Genomic DNA, 19,109 nt, shown 5'->3' with positions numbered 1-19,109 from the left:
CCTGGATGGTGGGGATTCAGTAGGTCACGTACACATCGGTGAGCAGGTCGGCGGCGGTGGGCTGCGGTGCGGCCTTGGCCTCCTGCACGGCACGCTCGATCAGCGCGGCGACTTCCTCGTCGATGGCGTCGAGCTCCGCCTGGGCCACCGCGCCGGCTTGCGTCACCTTGGCCGAGAACAGCTTCAGGCAGTCGCGGTTGGCGCGGATGTCGTCGAGCTCGCCGGTGCCGCGGTAGGTCTGCGCATCGCCCTCGAAATGGCCGTAGAAGCGGACCATCTTGCATTCGAGCAGCGAGGGACCGCCGCCTTCGCGGGCGCGGCGGATCAGCTCGCCGGCCGCTTCGTGCACCGCGAAGAAATCGGTGCCGTCGACCGTCACGCCCGGAATGCCGAAGCCTGCCGCACGGTCGACGTAGCTGTCGACCGCGGTGCCGTAGTCGCGCGAGGTCGACTCGGCGTAGCCGTTGTTCTCGATGACGAAGATCACGGGCAGGTTCCACACCGCCGCCAGGTTCAGGCTCTCGAGAAAGGTGCCCTGGTTGGATGCGCCGTCGCCCGTGAAGGTGATGCCGACTTCGCCCTTGCCGCGGAACTTGGCGGCCAGCGCGGCGCCGCAGATCAGCGGCGCGCCGGCGCCCAGGATGCCGTTGGCGCCCATCATTCCTTTCGACAGGTCGGCGATGTGCATCGAACCGCCCTTGCCGTTGCAGGAGCCGCCCGTGCGGCCGTAGATCTCCTTCATCATCGCCACCACGTCCACGCCCTTGGCGATGCAGTGTCCGTGGCCGCGGTGCGTGCTGGCGATGCGGTCGCCGTCGTTCAGATGGTGCAGGATGCCGACGCCGGCGGCCTCCTCGCCCGCATAGAGATGCACGAAGCCCGGTATGTCGCCGCGCGAAAAGTCGACGTGCAGCCGCTCCTCGAATTCGCGGATGGTGCGCATCTTCCGGTAGCACGCGAGCAGCTCGGGCCGGTCGATGGGCAGGTGCGCCGTGTCGGCGCTTCTGGCGTTGGCGGTCATGCCTGTCTCCTTTGAAATGAACGAGGGGTGGGGGAAGCGGATTCGGTTTCGGGCGCCGGCGGCGGGCCGCGCATCAGGCCCGCGCGTGCGGCATGGCGCATGCACGCCGCGATGTCGATCGAGCGAAAGGCACGCTCGCGCAGCGTGACGGTGATCTCGTCGCCGGCACCGAAGGCGATCTCTCGTTCGCCGTCGAGCGCGATCACGCCACTGCCTTGCTGCACGCGGCAGGGCGCACCGTCGACCATGCGATGCCAGCCGCTCACGCCGACCGGCCGCACCAGCCCCGGCGCGATCGGCGCACGCAGCAAGGTCGGCCCTTCGATGGCCAGCGCGATGGCCAGGCCACCGGGTTCGCGGCGGCCGACGGGCTCCAGCAGGCCGCCGATCGACGAAATGCCGATCGCTTCCGGTTCCGCATAGGCCAGGTAGACGGCGGCCAGGGTGTCGGCCTTCCACAGCGCGCGGGCGCCGATGAAGTGCTCGCTGGAGATCGCCACGTCGACCAGCGCGATGTCGTGTCGCGCGTCGTCGCGTCCCGCATTCACGCCGACTTCGAGCCGCTTGTTCTGCTGCAGCGCGAGCGCATCGGGAATGCAGCCTGCCGCAAACAAGCCGACGGCCAGGCCGCACACGGTGGCCTCGCGCATCTCGGGGTAGGCGTTGTTGGTGCCGGTCGACAGGCCTGCGATGGGCAGATCGCCGCATTCGCGCACCACGGCGCGATGCGTGCCGTCGCCGCCCAGCACGACGATGGCCGCGACGCCTGCCTCGCGCAGCATCCGCGCGGCACGGAAGCTGTCGTCGACGCCTCCCGTCACCGGCATGTCGAGCCATGCCACCTGCGGCAGCACCGTCGCCTCGTCGGCCGCGGCATGGAGCCGGTCGAGATGGCGCCGCAGCATCAGCCGCAGGCCTTCACGGTCGGGCATCAGCAGCACGCGGCCGATGCCGCAGCTGCCCAGCGCGGCCAGCAGACGCAGCAGGATGTTCACGCGGTCGGCCAGCTGCAGGCTGTTGGCATTGGCCACCACGCGTCGGATGTCGCGCGCCGACACGGGGTTGGCGATGATGCCGACCGTAGCCTGCCGTTGCTGCTGCAGTGCGGGCGCGATTCCTTGCATGCGGGGTGTCTCCTGGTGGTGGTTCGCACCAGGTTTTCGCAATCGGCGTGCCACGCCGAGCCCCGTCGCAAAGTGCCCGCAAAGCGCCCGAAAAGCGCGGGATAACCCTCGAAAATCAGCCCCTCACGGCCCCCGTCGCGCCATGGGCGATACAGGTGTCACAGGTCCGCCTGTCTCGGGCGATACAGCTGAACCGGCCTTGCGCTCACTCGCCGGCGTCGCGCCGGTTCGGCGATTGAATGCCCAGGCGCGTCATGCGCCGGTACAGGGTCATGCGGCTGATGCCGAGCTGGCGCGCGACCGCGCTGAGGTTCCAGCTGGCCGCACGCAGGTATTGCATGAGCAGCATGCCCTCGGGCGGCAGGTGATGCGGGTCGTTGGGATGCACCTGCCCCACCTGCCCCGTCAGCGCGGCCGGCTGCCGTGCCTCGTCCGCGGCGAATCCGTCCGGCAGGTCGTGCGCCTCGATGCGCCGGCACTCGCACACGGCGCGCGCGTACTCCAGCACGTTGCGCAACTCACGCAGGTTGCCGGGCCAGCGGTGCGCATGCAGCCGCTCGCGCGCCGCCTGCGACAACACGACCGATTCGCCCAGCAGCTTGCGCATCAGCCAATCGAGATCGCCGCGCTCGCGCAACGGCGGCAGCGCGAACAGGGCGCCGTTGAGCCGGTAGTACAGGTCTTCGCGGAATCGCCCTCCGCGCACCAGTCGCTCCAGCGGGTGGTGCGTGGCCGAGATCACGCGGATGTCGACCGGCACCGCACGCGACGCGCCGATGGCCAGCACCTCGCGTTCGGCCAGCACGCGCAACAGGCGAGACTGCAGCTCGCGCGGCATGTCGCCGATCTCGTCGAGGAAGAGGGTGCCGCCGTCGGATTCCTGGATCAGCCCGCGCTTGGCCTTGCTGCCCGCGCCCGAGAAACTGCCCGGCAGATGGCCGAACAGCTCGCTCTCGATCAGCGTCTCGGGAATGGCCGCGCAGTTCACCGCGATGAAAGGCCGCCGGCTGCGCGCGCTCGCCGCGTGCAGGGCCTTCGCGAAGTACTCCTTGCCGCTGCCGGTCTCGCCATGGATCAGCAGGTTGATCGGCGAATCGACAAGCCGGGCGGCGCGCTGCAGCTGACGCTGCAAGGCCGCGTCGCCGCCGCTCAGCGCCGCCAATGGCTCTGGAATGGCCGGCGCGGTCGACGGCGCCTGCCCGCGTTCGCCGGTCGCGATGCGTTCGATGGGCGGCACCGCGCCCAGGAACAGCGCGCCGCCGCTGCGCGCCAGCGTCACCACCCGCTGCTCGCTCGGGCGCGCGTAGACGAACTGGCCCAGCATGTCGAAGCGGGCATCGAACAGCCGCTCGAAGCTCTGCCCCAGCAGCGGGCTCTCGCCGTGCGGATCACCGGCCGCGAGGCCCAGCTCGGCTTCCAGCATCTGCCGCGCGCGGTGGTTGTGGCCCACGATGCGGCCGCGCGCATCGAGCGCGATCAGGTAGTCGGGGTTGACGTCGACGAAGGCCGGCGATGCGTTGAGCTTCAGGATCCAGTCGTCGCGGTGGGCCCGCGCGAACTGCGCGTTCTCGATGTGGTGGGCGTAGATCTTCACCATCTGCAGCGCGAGCTGCTGGCTGCCCTTGGGACCGGGCGACACCAGCGCAGAGATGTCGAGGATCGCGTTGAGCCGGCCGCTCGAATCGAACACCGGCGCGGCCGTGCAGGTCAGCGGAATGTGGGTGGCGTCGAAGTGGTCGGCCTGGTGCACCGTCAGCGCTTCGCCGGTCGCCAGCGCGGTGCCGACCGCGCAGGTGCCGGCGTAGGTCTCCGTCCATTCGGCGGCCAGGTAGAGGCCCGCGCGGCGCAGGCTGATGCCTGAATTGGGGTCGCCCGGGTAGTCGACCGTGACGCCCTGCGCATCGGTCAGCAGCACCACGTAGCCCGTGCCGGCCACCTGCTGGTAGAGCGCCGTGAGGCCATGGCGGGCGATCTGCGTAAAGTCCTCCAGCCGCTCCTGGTGCTCGCGCAGTTCCGCCCAGGGCAGGATGCGGGCTTCCTGCATGCGTGTGGGGTCGAGGCCGTGCTCGTGCACGCAGCGCTGCCACGACGAGCGGATGACCGCGTCGTGGCGCTGCAGCAGCGCATCCGGCGGCACGCCGCGCGTGGTGAGTTCGACCACGGCGTCGATGTGCTCGCGCTGCCGCAGCTCCATGGCCTGTCTCCTGTTGATGCTCGTGTCGCGGCACCGCTGGCGACCGCGCCGGTCGAGCACTGTAGCCCGCGCCGATGCTGCGACGCAAGAAGGGTGTAACGAGCGGCTTCCGCATGCAGCGGGGCGCATAGGCTTCAGGGTTTGCACGAGTGTTCAACAAGTTTGTACGCTTGTTCAATCGCGGCCATGGCATCCGCTTCGCAGCCCGCTCCCCCGCTTCGCCGAGCACCGCGGCGCGCAGCGGCGGCGCGCGCCGAAGCCCCGCGTACCGATCGCCGCCAGGCCATCCTGCTGGCCGCCGAGAAGCTCTTCGCGCAGCACGGCTACCACGCCGTCAGCCTCCGCCAGATCGCCGACGAAGCCGCCGTGCCGCTGGCCTTGGTGGGCTACTACTTCGGCCCCAAGCAGGAGCTCTTCCACGCGATCTTCGAGCACTGGAGCCACACCATCGACGAGCGGCTGGCAGGCCTGCGCGCCGTGCAGATCGACGCCGACGACCCACGCACGCTGCCGCGCATCATCGAAGCCTTCACCGCACCGGTGCTCGCGCTGCGCGCCAGCTCCGAGGGCGAGTACTACGCGCTGCTGGTGGCACGCGAGCTCTACCACGCGACCGAAGAAGCCGACCGCGTACTGCGCGGCTATTTCGATCCGCTGGCCGAGGCCTACATCGACGCGCTGCACGTCGCGCTGCCGCATGCCACGCGCGGCCAGGCGGCATGGGGCTACCAGTTCGCGCTGGGCACGCTGCTGCACCACCTGAACGACAACCGCATCGAACGGCTGTCGCACGGCGAGAACCAGCGCAGCGACCCGGCCGTGGCGCCGATGCTGGTGAACTTCATCGTCGGCGGCCTGCGCGCAGCGCTGCCGCGACCCCGCGCCGCGAAGAAGACAACGACCTCCAGGAGACACAAGCCATGATGAAACGACGCTCCCTGATCGCGGCGCTTGCCGCCGGCCCGGCCGCCCTGGCGCTGCCCGCCCATGCGCAGGCCGCCACGAAAATCGTGTTCGGCTACACCGCCGTGACCGACTTCGCCTCGGTCTTCGTCGCGGCCGACGAGGGCTACTTCAAGAAGCGCAGCCTCGACGTGGAGCTCAAGTTCATCCCGCTCAACTCCACCATTCCGGCCGCGCTGCAATCCGAGTCGCTGCAGATCGGCGGGCCCACGCCCTCGGTCTTCCTGCAGGCGGTGGACGGCGGCCTCGACCTGGTGCTGGTGGCCGGCGGCGGCCTCACGTCGAAGACCATCACCGGCTTCGGCCTGGTCGCACGCGCGGGCTCGGGCATCAAGAACGCACAGGACTGCGTGGGCAAGAAAGTCGGCGTGCCGGGCCTCGGCGCCTTCCTGCATGTGACCTTTCGCGCCTGGCTCAAGGACCAGGGCGTGGACTACCGCAAGGTCAGCTTCGTCGAAGCCGCCTTTCCGCAGCACGGCGACCTGCTGCGCGGCGGCTCGGTCGATGCGGTGGTGTCGGCCGACCCCTTCATGAGCCGCATCACCGACAGCGGCGCGGGCTACGTGGCCTCGTACTACTCGACCTTCCTGCCCGAGGGCAACCAGACCATCGTGCATGCCGCGCGCCGCGACTGGGTGCAGAAGAACCCGGCGGCCGCCCGCGCCTTCCGCGAGGCCGTGCAGGAGAGCGGCGCCTTCATTCAGCAGCCGAAGAACGATGCGCGCGTGCGCGCCAGCATCGGCAAGTACATCAAGCTGCCGCCCGAGGTGCTGGCGAAGGTGCAGATCTCGCCGCCCGGGCCGGTGGTGAGCGAGAAGCAGATGGCCTACTGGGTCGGGCTGATGAAAGAGCAGGAGATGCTCAAGACGCCGATCGACGTCGCGAAGCTGGTCGCCAAGTAAGCGGCGAGTGAGCTTGCAAATGAGCGAGGCCCTGCTCTGCATCGACGAGGTGCGCATCTGCTACGGCGAGCGCGAGGTGCTGTCGCCCACCTCATTCGACGTGGCGCGCGGCGAGTTCCTCTGCATCGTCGGCCCCAGCGGCTGCGGCAAGACCACGCTGCTGCGCGCGGCCAGCGGCCTGGTGCGCGCCAGCGGCGGCGAAGTGCGGCGCCGCGGCTTGCCCATGACGGAGCCCTCGCGCGAGGTGGCCTTCGTGTTCCAGGACTATGGCCGCGCGCTGCTGCCCTGGCGCACGGTCGAAGGCAACGTGAGCCTCGCATTGGAAGCGGCAGGCGTGCCGGCCGACCAGCGCCCACAGCGCATCGCCGAGGTGCTGCGCAAAGTGGGCCTGGCCGCGCACGCGCAGAAGTTTCCGGTGCAGCTCTCGGGCGGCATGCAGCAGCGCGTGCAGATCGCGCGCTGCCTCGCACAGAAGCCCGAGCTCATGATGATGGACGAGCCCTTCGGCGCGCTGGATGCGCTCACGCGACAAGGCCTGCAGGACGAACTGGCGCGGCTCGTGCGCGAAGACGGGCTGACGGTGCTGTTCGTCACGCACGACCTCGAAGAGGCGATCTACCTGGGCGACCGCGTGATCGCGCTGCAAGCCGATCCGGCACCGGGCCGGCCGAGCCTGGCACGCATGATCGAGGTGGACATTCCGCGTCCGCGCGATCAGCTCACGGCCAAGGAGCACCCCGAGTTCCTTCGGCTACGCCGTGAGCTGTTCTCCTTCATCGAGCAAGGCCATGACTGAAGCCGGTGCGGCGCGCGCGATGCTGCTGCGCCTTCGGCCGTGGGTGCTTCCCGCGCTGTTGCTCGCGCTGTTCGAGTGGTACGCGCGCCGTGCCGCCGCGCTCGGCAGCGATGCGCTCGCACCACCCAGCGCCGCGCTCAAGGCCTTTGCCGGTGCAGCGACGGACGGCTCGCTGTGGCAGGCCACCGGCTTCACGCTCGGCACCGCTGCGCTGGGCCTGCTGCTGGGCGCGGTGCTCGGCATCGCGCTGGGCATCGTGCTCGGCCTGTCGCGCCGCGCCGCGCAGATCGGCGCGCTGTCGATCGAGGTGCTGCGGCCGGTGCCCTCGGTCGCGTTGATTCCGCTCGCGATGCTGATGTTCGGCTTCGGCCTGCGCATGGAACTCGCCATCGTCGCCTTCGCCACCTTCTGGCCGCTGCTGGTGCTCGTGCAGGCCGCGGTGCAGCAGGTGGAGCCGCGGCTGCTCGAAGTGAGCCGCGTGCTCGGCCTGTCGGCACGCGACCGCGCCTTGAAGATCGTGCTGCCTGCCATCGTGCCGCGCCTGTTCGTCGCGCTGCGGCTCGGCGTCGCGGTGGCACTGGTGGTGGCGGTGACCGTGGAGATCGCGGCCAATCCGCACGGCATGGGCTACGCGATGATGATCGCGCAGCAGAGCTTCGACCCGGCGTTGATGCTGGCCTGGCTGGGCTGGATCGGCGTGGTGGGCTTCGTGGTCAATGCCGCCATGCAGCGCCTGCAGCGCCACGTGGCGCGGCGCATGGGGAGCGTGGCATGAGCGGCAGCGCGCGCCGGAACGGCTGGCTCGCCTCTGCCGGCCTCTTTCTCGTGCTGGTCGCCTTGTGGTGGACGGCCAGCAACGCCGGCTGGGTCAGCCGCGTCTTCCTGCCCACGCCGCAGGCCACCTTCGCCAGCCTGGCCGAAGGCCTGAACCTGCGCGGCGACGGCCAGGGCGAGCTGCTGGCCTTCACGCTCGCCACCGTGCGCCGCATGGTCGAAGGCTGGCTGCTGGCATCGCTCTTCGGCGTGCTGCTGGGCGCGGCCATCGGCGTGTCGCCAGCCGTGCGCGCCTGGGTGCAGCCCACGCTCGAATTCATCCGCCCGCTGCCGGCCTCGGCGCTGTTGCCGCTGGCCATCTCGATCTTCGGCCTGAACCCGGCCATGGTGCTGTTCGTCGTCGCCTTCGGTGCGATGTGGCCGGTGCTGCTGGCCACCGTGCACGGCTTCGCGGCGGTCGATCCGCGGCTCGCCGAAGTCGCGCGCTGCCTGCAGATGCCGCGCGCGGCCTTCGTCTGGAAGATCGGCTTGCCCAACGCGATGCCCGACATCCTGGCCGGCATGCGGCTCGCGCTCACCATTTCGCTGATCGTCGCGGTGGTCGGCGAAATGATCGCCTCGCAGAGCGGCCTGGGCCAGGCCATCCTGCTCGCGGCCCGCGCCTTTCGCGCCAGCGAGTTGTTCGCCGGCATCGCGCTGCTGGGCCTGATCGGCTTCGCGAGCAACGCGCTGCTGGCCTTGGCCGAGAACAAGCTGCTGCGCTGGCAGCGCCCCTGAACGCAAAGACAAACAAGGAGCCCCCATGACGCGCCGATTCGTCGACCTTTCGATCTTTCTGGAGAACGACGTGCTTTCCGACCCACCGGCCTTCGCGCCGAAGATCCAGTACTTCACGCACGACAACACCTTCGCGCAGATCGAGCCCTTCTTCCCCGGCTTGAAGAAGGAAGACCTGCCCGACGGCGAAGGCTGGGCGGTGGAACTGGTGCAGCTGTCGACCCACAACGGCACGCACCTCGACGCGCCGTACCACTTCCACTCGACCATGGACAAGGCGCTCGGCGACAAGAAGCCCGCCATCGCCATCCACGACGTGCCGCTCGAATGGTGCTTCCAGCCCGGCGTGAAACTCGACTTTCGCCATTTCGAAGACGGCTACGTGGTGACGGCAGACGACGTCGAGGCCGAGTTGAAGCGCATCGGCCACACGCTCAAGCCGCTGGAGATCGTGGTCGTCAACACGCGTGCCGGCTCGCGCTACGGCAACGACGACTATGTGTCTTCCGGCGCCGGCATGGGCTACGAGGCCACCATGTACCTGCTGGAGCGCGGCGTGCGTCTGACCGGCACCGACGCCTGGAGCTGGGACGCGCCTTTCGTCCACACCGCGAAGAAGTACGGTGAAACGCAGGACGCCGCCTTGATCTGGGAAGGCCACAAGGCCGGCCGCGATATCGGCTACTGCCACATCGAGAAGCTGCACAACCTCGAATCGCTGCCCGCGGACGGCTTCTTCATCAGCTGCTTCCCGCACAAGATCCGCGGTGCATCGGCGGGCTGGACGCGCGCCGTCGCGATCTTCGACGATGCTCTGATGGCGAGCGCGCAATGACCGTCGAACTCAACCACACCCACGACGCCGGCGCGCGCAGCTGGCTCGATGCGGCCAATGCGGCGGGCTGCGACTTCCCGATCCAGAACCTGCCCTACGCGGTGTTCCGCCGCACCGGCAGCAACGAGCTGTTCCGTGGCGGCGTGGCCATCGGCGACCAGGTGCTCGACCTGGCGGCCCTGGCCGCGCGGCAGGAACTGCAGGGCACCGCGCTCGATGGCGCGCGTGCCTGCGCGCACGAGGTGCTCAACGGCTTCTTCGCGTTGGGGCCCACCGTGTGGCAGGCGCTGCGGCATGCGCTCTTCGCGCTGCTGAAGGACGACGCCGCGGAGCGGTCGATCGCCGAAGTGCGCGAGTGCCTGGTGCCGCTGGTCGAGGTGGAGTTCAGGCTGCCGGCACGCGTGGGCGACTACACGGACTTCTACACCTCGATCGACCACGCGCTCAACATCGGACGGCTGGTGCGGCCAGACGATCCGATCACACCGAACTTCCAGTGGATACCGATCGCGTACCACGGCCGCGCTTCGACGCTGGGCGTGAGCGGCCAGCGTTTTCACCGCCCCATGGGCCAGATGCTGCCACCGGGCGCGAAGGCGCCGGTGTACGGCCCCTGCGCGCGGCTGGACTACGAGCTGGAGCTGGGCATCTACATCGGCCAGGGCAACGCGGGTGGCGAACAGATCCCGCTGGCCGATGCCGACCAGCACATCTTCGGCCTGTGCCTGCTCAACGACTGGTCGGCGCGCGACATCCAGTTCTGGGAGATGGCGCCGCTCGGTCCTTTTCTGGCCAAGAACTTCGCGACCACCGTGTCGCCGTGGATCGTGACGCTGGAGGCGCTCGCGCCCTACCGCCTGCCCTGGACGCGGCCCGCGGACCATCCGCAGCCGCTGGCTTACCTCGAAGACCCTGGCAACCGCGCGCATGGCGCGTTCGACATCCAGCTCGAGGTTTGGCTCGAAAGCGCCAAGGCACGCGCCGATGGCAGCGGCCCCTCGCGCCTGTCGTCCACCAGCTTCCGCCACCAGTACTGGAGCATCGCGCAGATGGTGGCGCACCACACGGTGGGCGGCTGCACCCTGCACGGCGGCGACCTCTTCGGCAGCGGCACCATCTCCGGCCCCGGGCCGGGCGAGGCCGGCGCCATGATCGAACTCACGCGAGCCGGCCAGTCGCCGATCGCGCTGGGCAACGGCGAGCAGCGCGGGTTTCTCGAAGACGGCGATGCGGTTCTGCTGCGCGGCTGGTGCGAGAAGCCGGGGGCTGCGCGCGTCGGGTTCGGGGAGAGCCGGGGGATGGTGCTGCCTGCGCTCGGATGAGGCTGGCAATTTGGCTGACTGCAACGCAACCATGCCGTGCCCTGGTGCTCGTGGTCGAAGACCTCGACTCAACAACTGACACACAGTCATTGAAGGGTTCCACCCCGCCCCGAAAACAGGCATGCTCGGCACTCGTGCAAGAAACGGTGAATGCCGCACCGCGCGCGCTTCACCTCTTCCGTACATGCATCCTTCCCCCACGCCGACCTGGACCGCCGATCTCCGCTTTCGCTTTCGTCATCTGTTCGCGCTCAAGTTCATCGGCGTCAGCGTCTTCACCTGGCTCTTCTTCATCGGCTACTTCGAGCTGCTGCGGCATCCGGCGCACAGCGTGTTCGTGATGCCGCTCACGACGCTCGACACGCTCATTCCCTTCCAGCCCGAGATGCTCATCGCGTACTTCTCTCTGTGGCTCTACGTGGGCGTGGCGCCCGGGCTGCAGGCGAACTTCAAGGAGCTGGTGGTCTACGGGCTGTGGGTCGGCGCGCTGTGCCTGACAGGGCTCGGGCTCTTTTTGCTGTTGCCGACACAGGTGCCGGCCGGCATGGCGGGCGTTTCCGACTTTCCGGGCTTCTCGTTGATGCAGGGCATGGATGCGCCCGGCAATGCCTGCCCGTCGATGCACGTGGCGGTCGCGATGTTCACCGTGATCCGCATCGACGACGTGTTCCGCCAGGCGCGTGCGCCGCTGTCGCTGCGGTGGGTCAACTGGCTGTGGTTCGCGGCCATCGCGTGGTCGACGCTTGCCGTCAAGCAGCACGTGCTGCTCGACGTGCTGGCCGGCGCGTTGCTGGGCATCGCCTTCGCCGTGCCGTCCCTGCGCTGGCGGCCCACGCCGGCCCGCAAGCCCACGCGCGCATTCGGGCGAGCGGCTATCATCCCCCACAGATAGACGACCCCATGGCCCTCCGCGTGACGACGGACATCGCTCAATGAGTTCGCTCCAAGAATTACAGAACCTGATCCAGGAAAAATACGGCCTCGATGCCGCGGCGCTCGACCCCCACGCTTCGATGCGTGACAAGGGCCTCGATTCCCTTGCGCTGGTCGAATTCGTGTTCGCCATCGAAGACCATTTCAAGATCAACATGCCCGACCAGGACACGAACATCGACACGCTGGCCGAGCTGGCCGCGGTGGTCGACAAGCTCCTGGCCGAGCGCGCCGCCACGGCCCAGGCCAAATAGGTGAGCGCCGTGGACGTCGCAGTCACCGGGCTCGGCGTCGTCAGCCCGCATGGTGACGATGCGGCCGCCATGTTCGATGCGCTCATGCGCAGCGAGTCGGCCGTGCAACCCGTCTTCCCCGAGCTGCCCAAGCCCGCCGCGGCCGCGCTCGCGCCTTTCGATCCCCTGCAATGGTTCACCAAGCTGCAACTGGCCGGCGTCGACCGCGTGAGCCAGCTCGCGGTGGCCGCTGCAGAGTTGGCGATGCGCGACGCCGGGTCGCCGAGCGACGTGGCGCCCGAGCGGATCGGCGTCTACGCCGGCTGCGGCATGGGGGGCGCCGCCGCGCTCGAGGCGGCCTACCGCAGCACCAACGGCCGCGTGCCGCCGCTGACCATCCCCGCTTTCATGCCGAACGCACCGGCCGCACAGATCGCCTTGCGCCGACAGGCCCAGGGCCCCGTGCTCACCTACTCGGTGGCCTGTGCCTCATCGGGCGTGGCGCTGGCCGAGGCCGCCAAGGCGGTGCAGCGCGGCGAGGTCGACATCGCCATCGCCGGTGGCAGCGAAGCGCTGATCGTGCCGGGCGTGGTGCTGGCCTGGCAGGCCATGCAGACGCTGGCCGCCTTCGAGCCCGGCGAGGCCGCGCGTGCGGTGCGGCCTTTCGCTGCCGATCGCAGCGGCTTCGCGCTCGGCGAGGGCGCCGCGTTCATGGTGCTCGAATCGGCAGAGCGCGCCCGCGCGCGCGGCGCCCGCAGCTACGCGCGGCTGGCCGGCTGGGGCATCGGCTGCGACGCCACCCACCTCACCAAGCCCGACGCCGCCGGCCAGTCCCGCGTGCTGCGCGCCGCGCTGCAGTCGGCCGGGATGGCGCCGCGCGAGGTGGGCTACTGCAATGCGCACGGCACCGCCACGCGCATCGGCGACGTCGTCGAGCGCAATGCGCTGGCCGAAGTCTGGGGCGACGCGCTCGGCGATCTGCAAGTGAGTTCCACCAAGGCGCTGCATGGCCACCTGCTCGGCGGCGCTGGCGCGCTGGAGGCCGTCATCACGGTCCTGGCGCTGCACCGGCGCGCCTTGCCGCCCAATGCGAACTGCGCGCAGGCCGATCCGGAATGCGCCCTGACCCTGGTGCCGCAGCAAGGTGCGTCGGCGCCTCAACTCGAAGCCGCGATCAGCAACTCCTTCGCCTTCGGCGGCACGAACGCCGTGCTGGCCTTTCGGCGCGCCTGAGGCGTTTTCAGTCGGCCAGGCGCAGGCCGCGCCGGCCGACGCTGTCGACGATCTCGCGCAGCGAATTGCGGCCCAGCCGCGACAGCACGAACAGCTTTTTCGCGGGCACCCGCGTCACGTCGCCCACCGTGTGGAGCTGATTGAGGCGCAGCACGTTCGTGGTGCGAAGCGAGAGTTTCAGGACGTCGATGTCGGCGTTCAGCAGCGACTCGGCGGCCCGCCGATCGGGGGTGGTTTGAGCCTCGTGCATGGGTGTCTCCAGAAAGCGATGCCTGGAACTTGCACAGTTCGTGCCATCGGCGTCGCCCCACCGACCTGCTCGATCTTCATTGGCAAACGGCACGCAACGACTGGAAACCGGGCATCCGAACTGCCCGAATTTCGATCACTTGCCTCAATCTCGCACAGGGTTTTCCTCAGTCTGCCCTGCGCTAATTCTTAGCTCACCCGGCGCGAAAAACGGTTCTTGGAGGCAACGCCTTCGCCTCCTAGCATTCGCTTCAGACGCCCTCGCCGATGCGCTTCTGCAGCACGCCGCGAAGGCCCGGTTCACCGCTCGTCCCCGCTTTCGTCCGTCTCGTCTTCAAAGGAACTCTGCCATGGCCCATCTTTGCGATCCTGGTCGCCGACGCCTTCTCCAGACCTCGCTTCTGACCGCTGCCGGCCTCTCGGCCGGCGGGCTGCTGTCCCTCGACGCTCACGCCCAGGGCAAGACCCGCATCAACATGCAGCTCGGCTGGATCGTCGGCGTCAACCAGATCGGCGAGGTGGTGGCCAAGCGCCTCGGCTTCTACGAGCAGGAAGGCATCGACTTCGCGATCCAGCCCGGTGGCCCCAACATCGACGGTGTGGCCATCGTGGCCTCGGGCCGGCACGAGGTGGGGCAGGTGTCCTCCAGCCCCTCGGTGATGCTGGCCGTGTCGCAGGGCCTGCCGATCAAGTGCTTCGCCGTCGGCGCGCAGAAGCACCCGTTCACCTTCTTCTCGCTGGCCAAGAACCCGGTGCGCAAGCCGGCCGACCTGGTGGGCAAGAAGGTCGGCATTCCGTCGACCGCCGCCGTGCTGCTGCGCGCGCTGCTCGCCAAGAACAAGATCGCCGAGAAGGACGTCAAGTTCGTCACCGTCGGCGCCGACATGGGCCCGCTGCTCACCGGCCAGGTCGACGTGGTGACCGGCTGGCTCACCAGCACCACCGCGCTCAAGACGCTGGGCCCGGACCGCGTCGACCTCCCGCTGTGGGACGGCGGCGTGCAGCTCTACGCCCTGCCCTACTACGCCACCACCAAGACGCTGGAAACGCAGCCCAAGGTGATCGAGGCCTTCATCCGTGCCACCGCCCGCGGCTGGCAGCACGTGCGCGCCAACCGCGACCAGTCGGTGGACCTGCTGGTCAAGGAATATCCCAACCTCAAGCGCGAGGACGAACGCGCCGCCGTCGACGTGATGCTCGACTACAGCTTCGGCGGCCTGGCGCAGACCCAGGGCTGGGGTGCGATGGATCCGGCCGTGTGGCAGGACCAGATCAACACCTATTCGGAGCTGGGCCAGTTCACCGCCCGCACGCCGAAGGTCGACGACGTGATCTGGCTCGACGGCCTGAAAGCCACCACCGCCCTGCGGATGGGGAAAGCCTGAACATGGCCGCCGTCATGAACGCCGCCCCGGCGATCTCCTGCCGCGACATCGGCGTGCGCTTCTTCACCGAGCGCCGCGACGTCACCGCCATCAAGAGCCTCGACCTCGACGTGGCCCAGGGCGAGTTCCTTACGCTACTGGGCCCCTCGGGCTGCGGCAAGTCGACGTTTTTGCGCGTGGTGGCGGACCTGCTCGAACCCAGCCGCGGCCGCATCGAGGTGCTGTCGGCCAGCCCGCAGGCCGCGCGCCAGAAGCGCGACATCGGCTTCGTGTTTCAGGACGCAGCGCTGCTGCCATGGCGCACGGCATTGCAGAACGTGGAGCTGCCGCTGCAAGTGGGCGGCGGCGCGAGCCGCAAGGGCCGCCGTTCGCCGATGGAGTTGCTGGAACTGGTGGGCCTGAAGGACCGCGCCAACGCCTGGCCGCACGAGATGTCCGGCGGCCAGCGGCAGCGCGTGTCGATTGCCCGGGCGCTCGCCAGCGACCCGAAGATCCTGCTGATGGACGAGCCCTTCGGCGCGCTCGACGAGATCACGCGCGACCGGCTCAACGAAGAGATCCGCCGTGTCTGGAAGGACACGGGCGTGACCATCCTCTTCGTGACCCACAGCATCCACGAGGCCGCGTTCCTCGGCCAGCGCGTGCTGATGCTGGCGGCCAACCCGGGCCGCGTGCGCGAGATCGTGCCGGTGGAGCTGCCGGAAGACCGCACGCTCGACATCCGCGAGACCCCCGAATTCGTGCGCCTCACCGCCCACCTGCGGCGCGTGCTGGAAACCTGCTGAGAACCCGCGAGCACCTCCCAACAAGGCCCGAGCCATGAGCACATCTTCCATCGACATGACCAGCGCACCCGCTGCGGCCACACCCGCTGCCGACCCCGAATACCAGGCCTGGGCCGCGGCCCGCCAGCGCCGCCTGTGGCGCCGTCGCATCCTGCCCGCCCTGGGCATCGGCGGCCTGATCTTCCTGTGGTGGGCCGTGATCGCGGTCTTCGACGTCAAGCCCTTCATCGCGCCTTCGCCCTGGGCGGTGGTCGAGACGCTCTACGCCAAGCGCGCGGTGCTGCTCGACAACCTTCTGCCCACCGCCATGGAGGCCGCCGGCGGCTTCCTGCTGGGCAACGTGGCGGCGATCGCGGTGGCGACGCTGTTCGTCCACAACAAGACGATGCAGGACATCTTCTTCCCCGTGGTGCTGATGTTCAACGCCGTGCCGCTGGTGGCCAAGGCCCCCGTGCTGGTGCTGATCATGGGCAACGGCATGGAGCCCAAGATCACCATCGCCGCGCTGGTGTGCTTCTTTCCGACGCTGGTGAACATGGTGCGCGGGCTCGAGTCGGTGAACCCGCAGGCCATGGAGCTGATGCGCGTGCTGTCTGCGAGCAAGACCGAGATCTTCTTCCGGCTGCGGCTGCTCAATGCACTGCCCTACCTGTTCTCGGCCCTGCGCATCGCCGCGTCGATGTGCGTGATCGGCGCCGTCATCGGCGAATGGGTCGGCGCCACCGTCGGCATCGGCGCCATGATCTTGCAAGCCACCTTCAACTTCGATTCACCGTTGCTCTACGCAGCGATCGTGATGAGCGCCACCCTCTCGGGCCTCTTCTTCCTGCTGGTGACCTTGGCCGAACGCATGGTCATCCGCTGGCAGCCAGAAAGGTAAGCCCACCCCCGTATCGGCTCACTTCGTGTAGCCGAGTACCCCCTCAAGGGGGCAACACCAGCGGCCTGGCAAAGCCAGTTCCGCGGTGTTCCCCGCACAGTCAAGACTTCACAAGGAGATAGACATGAGCCGTATTGGCGATTGGATGCAAGAGCCCGCCCACGACATTCGCGTGGCAGCCGAATCGGACGTGGTGGTGGTCGGCGGCGGCCCCGCCGGCCAGGCCGCCGCGGTGGCCGCGGCGCGCAACGGTGCCAGCGTGACGCTGCTGGAGCGCTACAACCACCTGGGCGGCCTCGCCTCCGGCGGCATGGTGCTGGTGCTCGACGACATGTGGGACAGCCACCTGCAGGAAATCTCGGTGCGCGGCATCTGCCTCGAGATGATCGAGCGCATGGCCGAGCGCGGCCTGGCCGAATACCCCAAGCAGAAGGACTGGGGCGCGCTGCCCGAGTCGGTGCGCCGCTGGAAGCGCTGGGGCACCTTCGACTTCCACAGCAAGGAGAAGCCGCACCCCATCTGCTTCGCCGCCGCCTTCGACCCCGACGCCTTCAAGCGCGCGTCGCTCGACATGGTGCAGCAGGCCGGCATCAACCTGCGCTTGCACTCGTGGTTCTCGCGCACGCTGGTGAGCGACGGCCAGGTCAAGGGCGTGGTGGTCGAATCGAAGAGCGGCCGCGAAGCGATCCTCGGCAAGGTGGTGATCGACGCCACCGGCGACCTGGACGTGGCGGCCTCGGCCGGCGCGCCGCACATCAGCGGCGCCTACATCGTGACCACCGTGTTCCGCCTGGGCGGCGTCGACACCGACGAAGCCGAGCGCTTCGAGCACGAAGAGCCTGCCGCCTTCGCGGCCATCGACCGCGAGGTCAAGCACATCCTGGGCGGCGCCTGGGATTCGTGGTGGCTCAAGACGCCGCTGCCCGGCGTGGTGTGGTGCAACTGCCCGCACATGGCAGGGCTCGACGGCCTCAAGGTGGCCGACCTGACGCGCGCCGAGGTGCAGGGCCGCGCCACCATCCACAGGGTGATCGAGTTCATCCGCGCCAAGCTGCCCGGCTTCAAGGATTGCTACCTGATCGACCTGGCGCCGCAGACCGGCATCCGCCAGACGCGCCTGCTCGAGGGCGAGCACGTGATGAGCAAGGACGACGTGGCCCAGCGCGTGCGCTTCGAAGACAGCATCGCGCGCGGCCGCGACTACTACTACCCCTACCGCACGCTGGTGCCGCGCAGTGTCGAGAACCTGCTGGTGGCCGGGCGCCACTACTCGTCGACGTCGGCCGCGCAGAAGATCTCGCGCGAGATCCCGCCCTGCATGGCCATGGGTGAAGCCGCCGGCACCGCCGCTGCGCTGTCGCTCGATGCCGGCGTGGCCGTGCGCAACGTGGACATCGGCAAGCTGCAGCGCACGCTGCGTGCGCAAGGCGCAGACCCCGGCGACCAGAAGGGCCCGAACGCCGACATCCCGGCCATCGCCCGTTCGTTCGCGGAGGCCGCATGACCGCCATGAACTCGCAGGACAAGCTGCCCCTGTCGGGCATCCGCGTGATCGACTTCACGCAGGTCATGATGGGCCCGGTCTGCACCCAGATGCTGGCCGACCACGGCGCCGACGTCATCAAGATCGAGCGCAAGGGCGCGGGCGACCTGAGCCGCTCCACCTTCGCGCCGGTGGCCGGCGAAGACAACCCGATCTTCTGCAGCCTCAACCGCAACAAGCGCAGCGTGGAAATCGACCTGCGCGACGCCACGCAGATGGAGCTGGTGAAGGCGCTCATCGCCGACGCCGACGTGGTGACCAACAACTTCCGCGCTGGCGTGATGGAGCGCCTGGGCCTGGGCTACGAAGATTGCCGCCGCATCAACCCGCGCATCGTCTACGCGGTGGGCACGGGCTTCGGCGAATCGGGCCCCTATGCGCACAAGGGCGGGCAAGACGTCTTGGCGCAGGCACTCACCGGCGTGATGGCGCGCCGCGCCGATGCCTCGGTGCCGGTGTCGATCTACCCGACCGCGCTGGCCGACTACACCGCCGGCATGCACATGGTGCAGGGCATTCTGTTCGCGCTGCTGCAGCGCGAGCGCACCGGCGAAGGCCAGAAGATCGCCGTGTCGCTCTACGACTCGATGCTCGCCATGCAGATGCAGGAGGCGGCGATGATCATGATGGAGAACTCCGAGGTCAACTGGGCCGCGATGCCGCTGTCGGGCACCTTCCACACGCAGACCGGGCCGCTGGTGCTGGTGGGCGCCTTCAAGGCCAACCCGCTGCGCGACATCTGCGCGGCGCTGGACATCGAAGACCTGTCGCTCGACGCGCGCTTCGCCGACCTGTCGGCGCAGTTCGCGCACAAGGCCGAGCTGCACACCATCTTCCGCGAGCGCTTCGCCACCAACACGCGCGAGCACTGGCTGGCGCGGCTCGAAGAGCAAGACCTGCTGTCGGCCCCGGTGCGCGACATGCGCGAGGCCCTGGTCGACCCGCAGACGCTGCACAACCGCATGATTCTCGAAGGTGCATCGCCCAGCGGTCGTGCGCTGAAGTTCATCGCCAGCCCCATCCGCATGTCGGGTGCGCAAACCGGCATCCGCCGTGCGCCGCCGAAGCTCGGCGAGCACACGCAGGAGCTGTTCGCCGAGGCACGGGCGCTGATCGAGGAGGCCGACGCATGAGCCGCACGGCCGTTCCGAAGGCGAACA

Annotated in this window: 19 protein-coding genes; 15 read left to right on the top strand and 4 right to left on the bottom strand. The window is 68.9% G+C overall.

The features are described from left to right. Positions 1–16 precede the first annotated feature (16 nt). From B0W80_RS02700 to B0W80_RS02690, 3 genes are all read right to left on the bottom strand, one after another. A complete protein-coding gene (locus B0W80_RS02700) occupies positions 17–1,021 on the bottom strand; it encodes a thiamine pyrophosphate-dependent dehydrogenase E1 component subunit alpha (protein WP_076997556.1) in 1,005 nt (334 codons plus the stop codon). Continuing rightward, positions 1,018–2,145: an ATP-NAD kinase family protein gene (locus tag B0W80_RS02695; RefSeq protein WP_076997555.1), complete on the bottom strand. Its 1,128-nt coding sequence runs from the start codon at positions 2,143–2,145 to the stop codon at positions 1,018–1,020. Before B0W80_RS02695 ends, B0W80_RS02700 begins: the two co-directional genes overlap by 4 nt. Positions 2,146–2,350: 205 nt before the next feature. After that, positions 2,351–4,339 carry a sigma-54-dependent Fis family transcriptional regulator gene (locus B0W80_RS02690; RefSeq protein WP_076997554.1) on the bottom strand — a complete coding sequence of 663 codons (1,989 nt, stop codon included), beginning with the start codon at positions 4,337–4,339 and terminating at the stop codon, positions 2,351–2,353. 186 nt (positions 4,340–4,525) lie between these two features. Here B0W80_RS02690 and B0W80_RS02685 point away from each other — a divergent pair, with 186 nt between their 5' ends. The 10 genes from B0W80_RS02685 (at position 4,526) to B0W80_RS02640 (ending at position 13,107) form a co-directional block, all read left to right on the top strand. Further along, positions 4,526–5,263 (top strand): TetR/AcrR family transcriptional regulator, encoded by a 738-nt coding sequence (locus B0W80_RS02685; RefSeq protein WP_076997553.1) that lies wholly within the window; start codon positions 4,526–4,528, stop codon positions 5,261–5,263. Next, the gene (locus tag B0W80_RS02680) at positions 5,260–6,204 is read left to right on the top strand and encodes an ABC transporter substrate-binding protein (protein ID WP_076997552.1); all 945 of its coding nucleotides are present in this window, start codon (positions 5,260–5,262) and stop codon (positions 6,202–6,204) included. Before B0W80_RS02685 ends, B0W80_RS02680 begins: the two co-directional genes overlap by 4 nt. A gap of 19 nt (positions 6,205–6,223) precedes the next feature. Further along, positions 6,224–7,000, top strand: coding sequence for an ABC transporter ATP-binding protein (locus B0W80_RS02675; RefSeq protein ID WP_076997551.1), 777 nt, complete (start codon positions 6,224–6,226; stop codon positions 6,998–7,000). After that, entirely contained in the window at positions 6,993–7,775 is a 783-nt protein-coding gene (locus B0W80_RS02670; RefSeq protein WP_076997550.1) for an ABC transporter permease, read from the top strand. Before B0W80_RS02675 ends, B0W80_RS02670 begins: the two co-directional genes overlap by 8 nt. Next, positions 7,772–8,551 (top strand): ABC transporter permease, encoded by a 780-nt coding sequence (locus B0W80_RS02665; protein WP_076997549.1) that lies wholly within the window; start codon positions 7,772–7,774, stop codon positions 8,549–8,551. Before B0W80_RS02670 ends, B0W80_RS02665 begins: the two co-directional genes overlap by 4 nt. 25 nt (positions 8,552–8,576) lie before the next feature. Beyond that, positions 8,577–9,386: a cyclase family protein gene (locus B0W80_RS02660; protein ID WP_076997548.1), complete on the top strand. Its 810-nt coding sequence runs from the start codon at positions 8,577–8,579 to the stop codon at positions 9,384–9,386. Continuing rightward, positions 9,383–10,708: a fumarylacetoacetase gene (gene fahA / locus B0W80_RS02655; RefSeq protein WP_076997547.1), complete on the top strand. Its 1,326-nt coding sequence runs from the start codon at positions 9,383–9,385 to the stop codon at positions 10,706–10,708. The genes B0W80_RS02660 and fahA overlap by 4 nt, the downstream gene beginning before the upstream one ends. Positions 10,709–10,892: 184 nt before the next feature. Next, positions 10,893–11,600 (top strand): phosphatase PAP2 family protein, encoded by a 708-nt coding sequence (locus tag B0W80_RS02650; RefSeq protein ID WP_076997546.1) that lies wholly within the window; start codon positions 10,893–10,895, stop codon positions 11,598–11,600. Between the two features lie 40 nt (positions 11,601–11,640). Then, positions 11,641–11,895 (top strand): acyl carrier protein, encoded by a 255-nt coding sequence (locus B0W80_RS02645; protein ID WP_076997545.1) that lies wholly within the window; start codon positions 11,641–11,643, stop codon positions 11,893–11,895. A 9-nt stretch (positions 11,896–11,904) separates the two neighbouring features. Further along, a complete protein-coding gene (locus B0W80_RS02640; protein WP_076997612.1) occupies positions 11,905–13,107 on the top strand; it encodes a beta-ketoacyl synthase in 1,203 nt (400 codons plus the stop codon). Between the two features lie 7 nt (positions 13,108–13,114). Here B0W80_RS02640 and B0W80_RS02635 read toward each other — a convergent pair whose 3' ends face one another. Continuing rightward, a complete protein-coding gene (locus B0W80_RS02635; protein ID WP_076997544.1) occupies positions 13,115–13,357 on the bottom strand; it encodes a DNA-directed RNA polymerase subunit alpha C-terminal domain-containing protein in 243 nt (80 codons plus the stop codon). A 349-nt stretch (positions 13,358–13,706) separates the two neighbouring features. On the opposite strand from B0W80_RS02635, the gene B0W80_RS02630 reads away from it, so the two are divergent. The 5 genes from B0W80_RS02630 (at position 13,707) to B0W80_RS02610 (ending at position 19,082) form a co-directional block, all read left to right on the top strand. Next, positions 13,707–14,741, top strand: coding sequence for an ABC transporter substrate-binding protein (locus B0W80_RS02630; RefSeq protein WP_076997543.1), 1,035 nt, complete (start codon positions 13,707–13,709; stop codon positions 14,739–14,741). A 2-nt stretch (positions 14,742–14,743) separates the two neighbouring features. Next, entirely contained in the window at positions 14,744–15,526 is a 783-nt protein-coding gene (locus B0W80_RS02625; protein WP_076997542.1) for an ABC transporter ATP-binding protein, read from the top strand. Between the two features lie 34 nt (positions 15,527–15,560). Beyond that, positions 15,561–16,406, top strand: a complete 846-nt coding sequence (locus tag B0W80_RS02620; RefSeq protein ID WP_076997541.1) for an ABC transporter permease — start codon at positions 15,561–15,563, stop codon at positions 16,404–16,406. Positions 16,407–16,530: 124 nt separating this feature from the next. Next, the gene (locus B0W80_RS02615) at positions 16,531–17,910 is read left to right on the top strand and encodes an FAD-dependent oxidoreductase (RefSeq protein WP_076997540.1); all 1,380 of its coding nucleotides are present in this window, start codon (positions 16,531–16,533) and stop codon (positions 17,908–17,910) included. After that, positions 17,907–19,082: a CaiB/BaiF CoA-transferase family protein gene (locus B0W80_RS02610; protein ID WP_076997539.1), complete on the top strand. Its 1,176-nt coding sequence runs from the start codon at positions 17,907–17,909 to the stop codon at positions 19,080–19,082. Before B0W80_RS02615 ends, B0W80_RS02610 begins: the two co-directional genes overlap by 4 nt. The last annotated feature ends 27 nt before the right edge of the window (positions 19,083–19,109 follow it).

Source organism: Variovorax sp. KK3, from assembly GCF_001984055.1.
Taxonomy (GTDB): Bacteria; Pseudomonadota; Gammaproteobacteria; order Burkholderiales; family Burkholderiaceae_C; genus Variovorax.
Note: the sequence above shows the minus strand (reverse complement) of the source record. Positions and strands in the feature narration are given on the sequence as shown.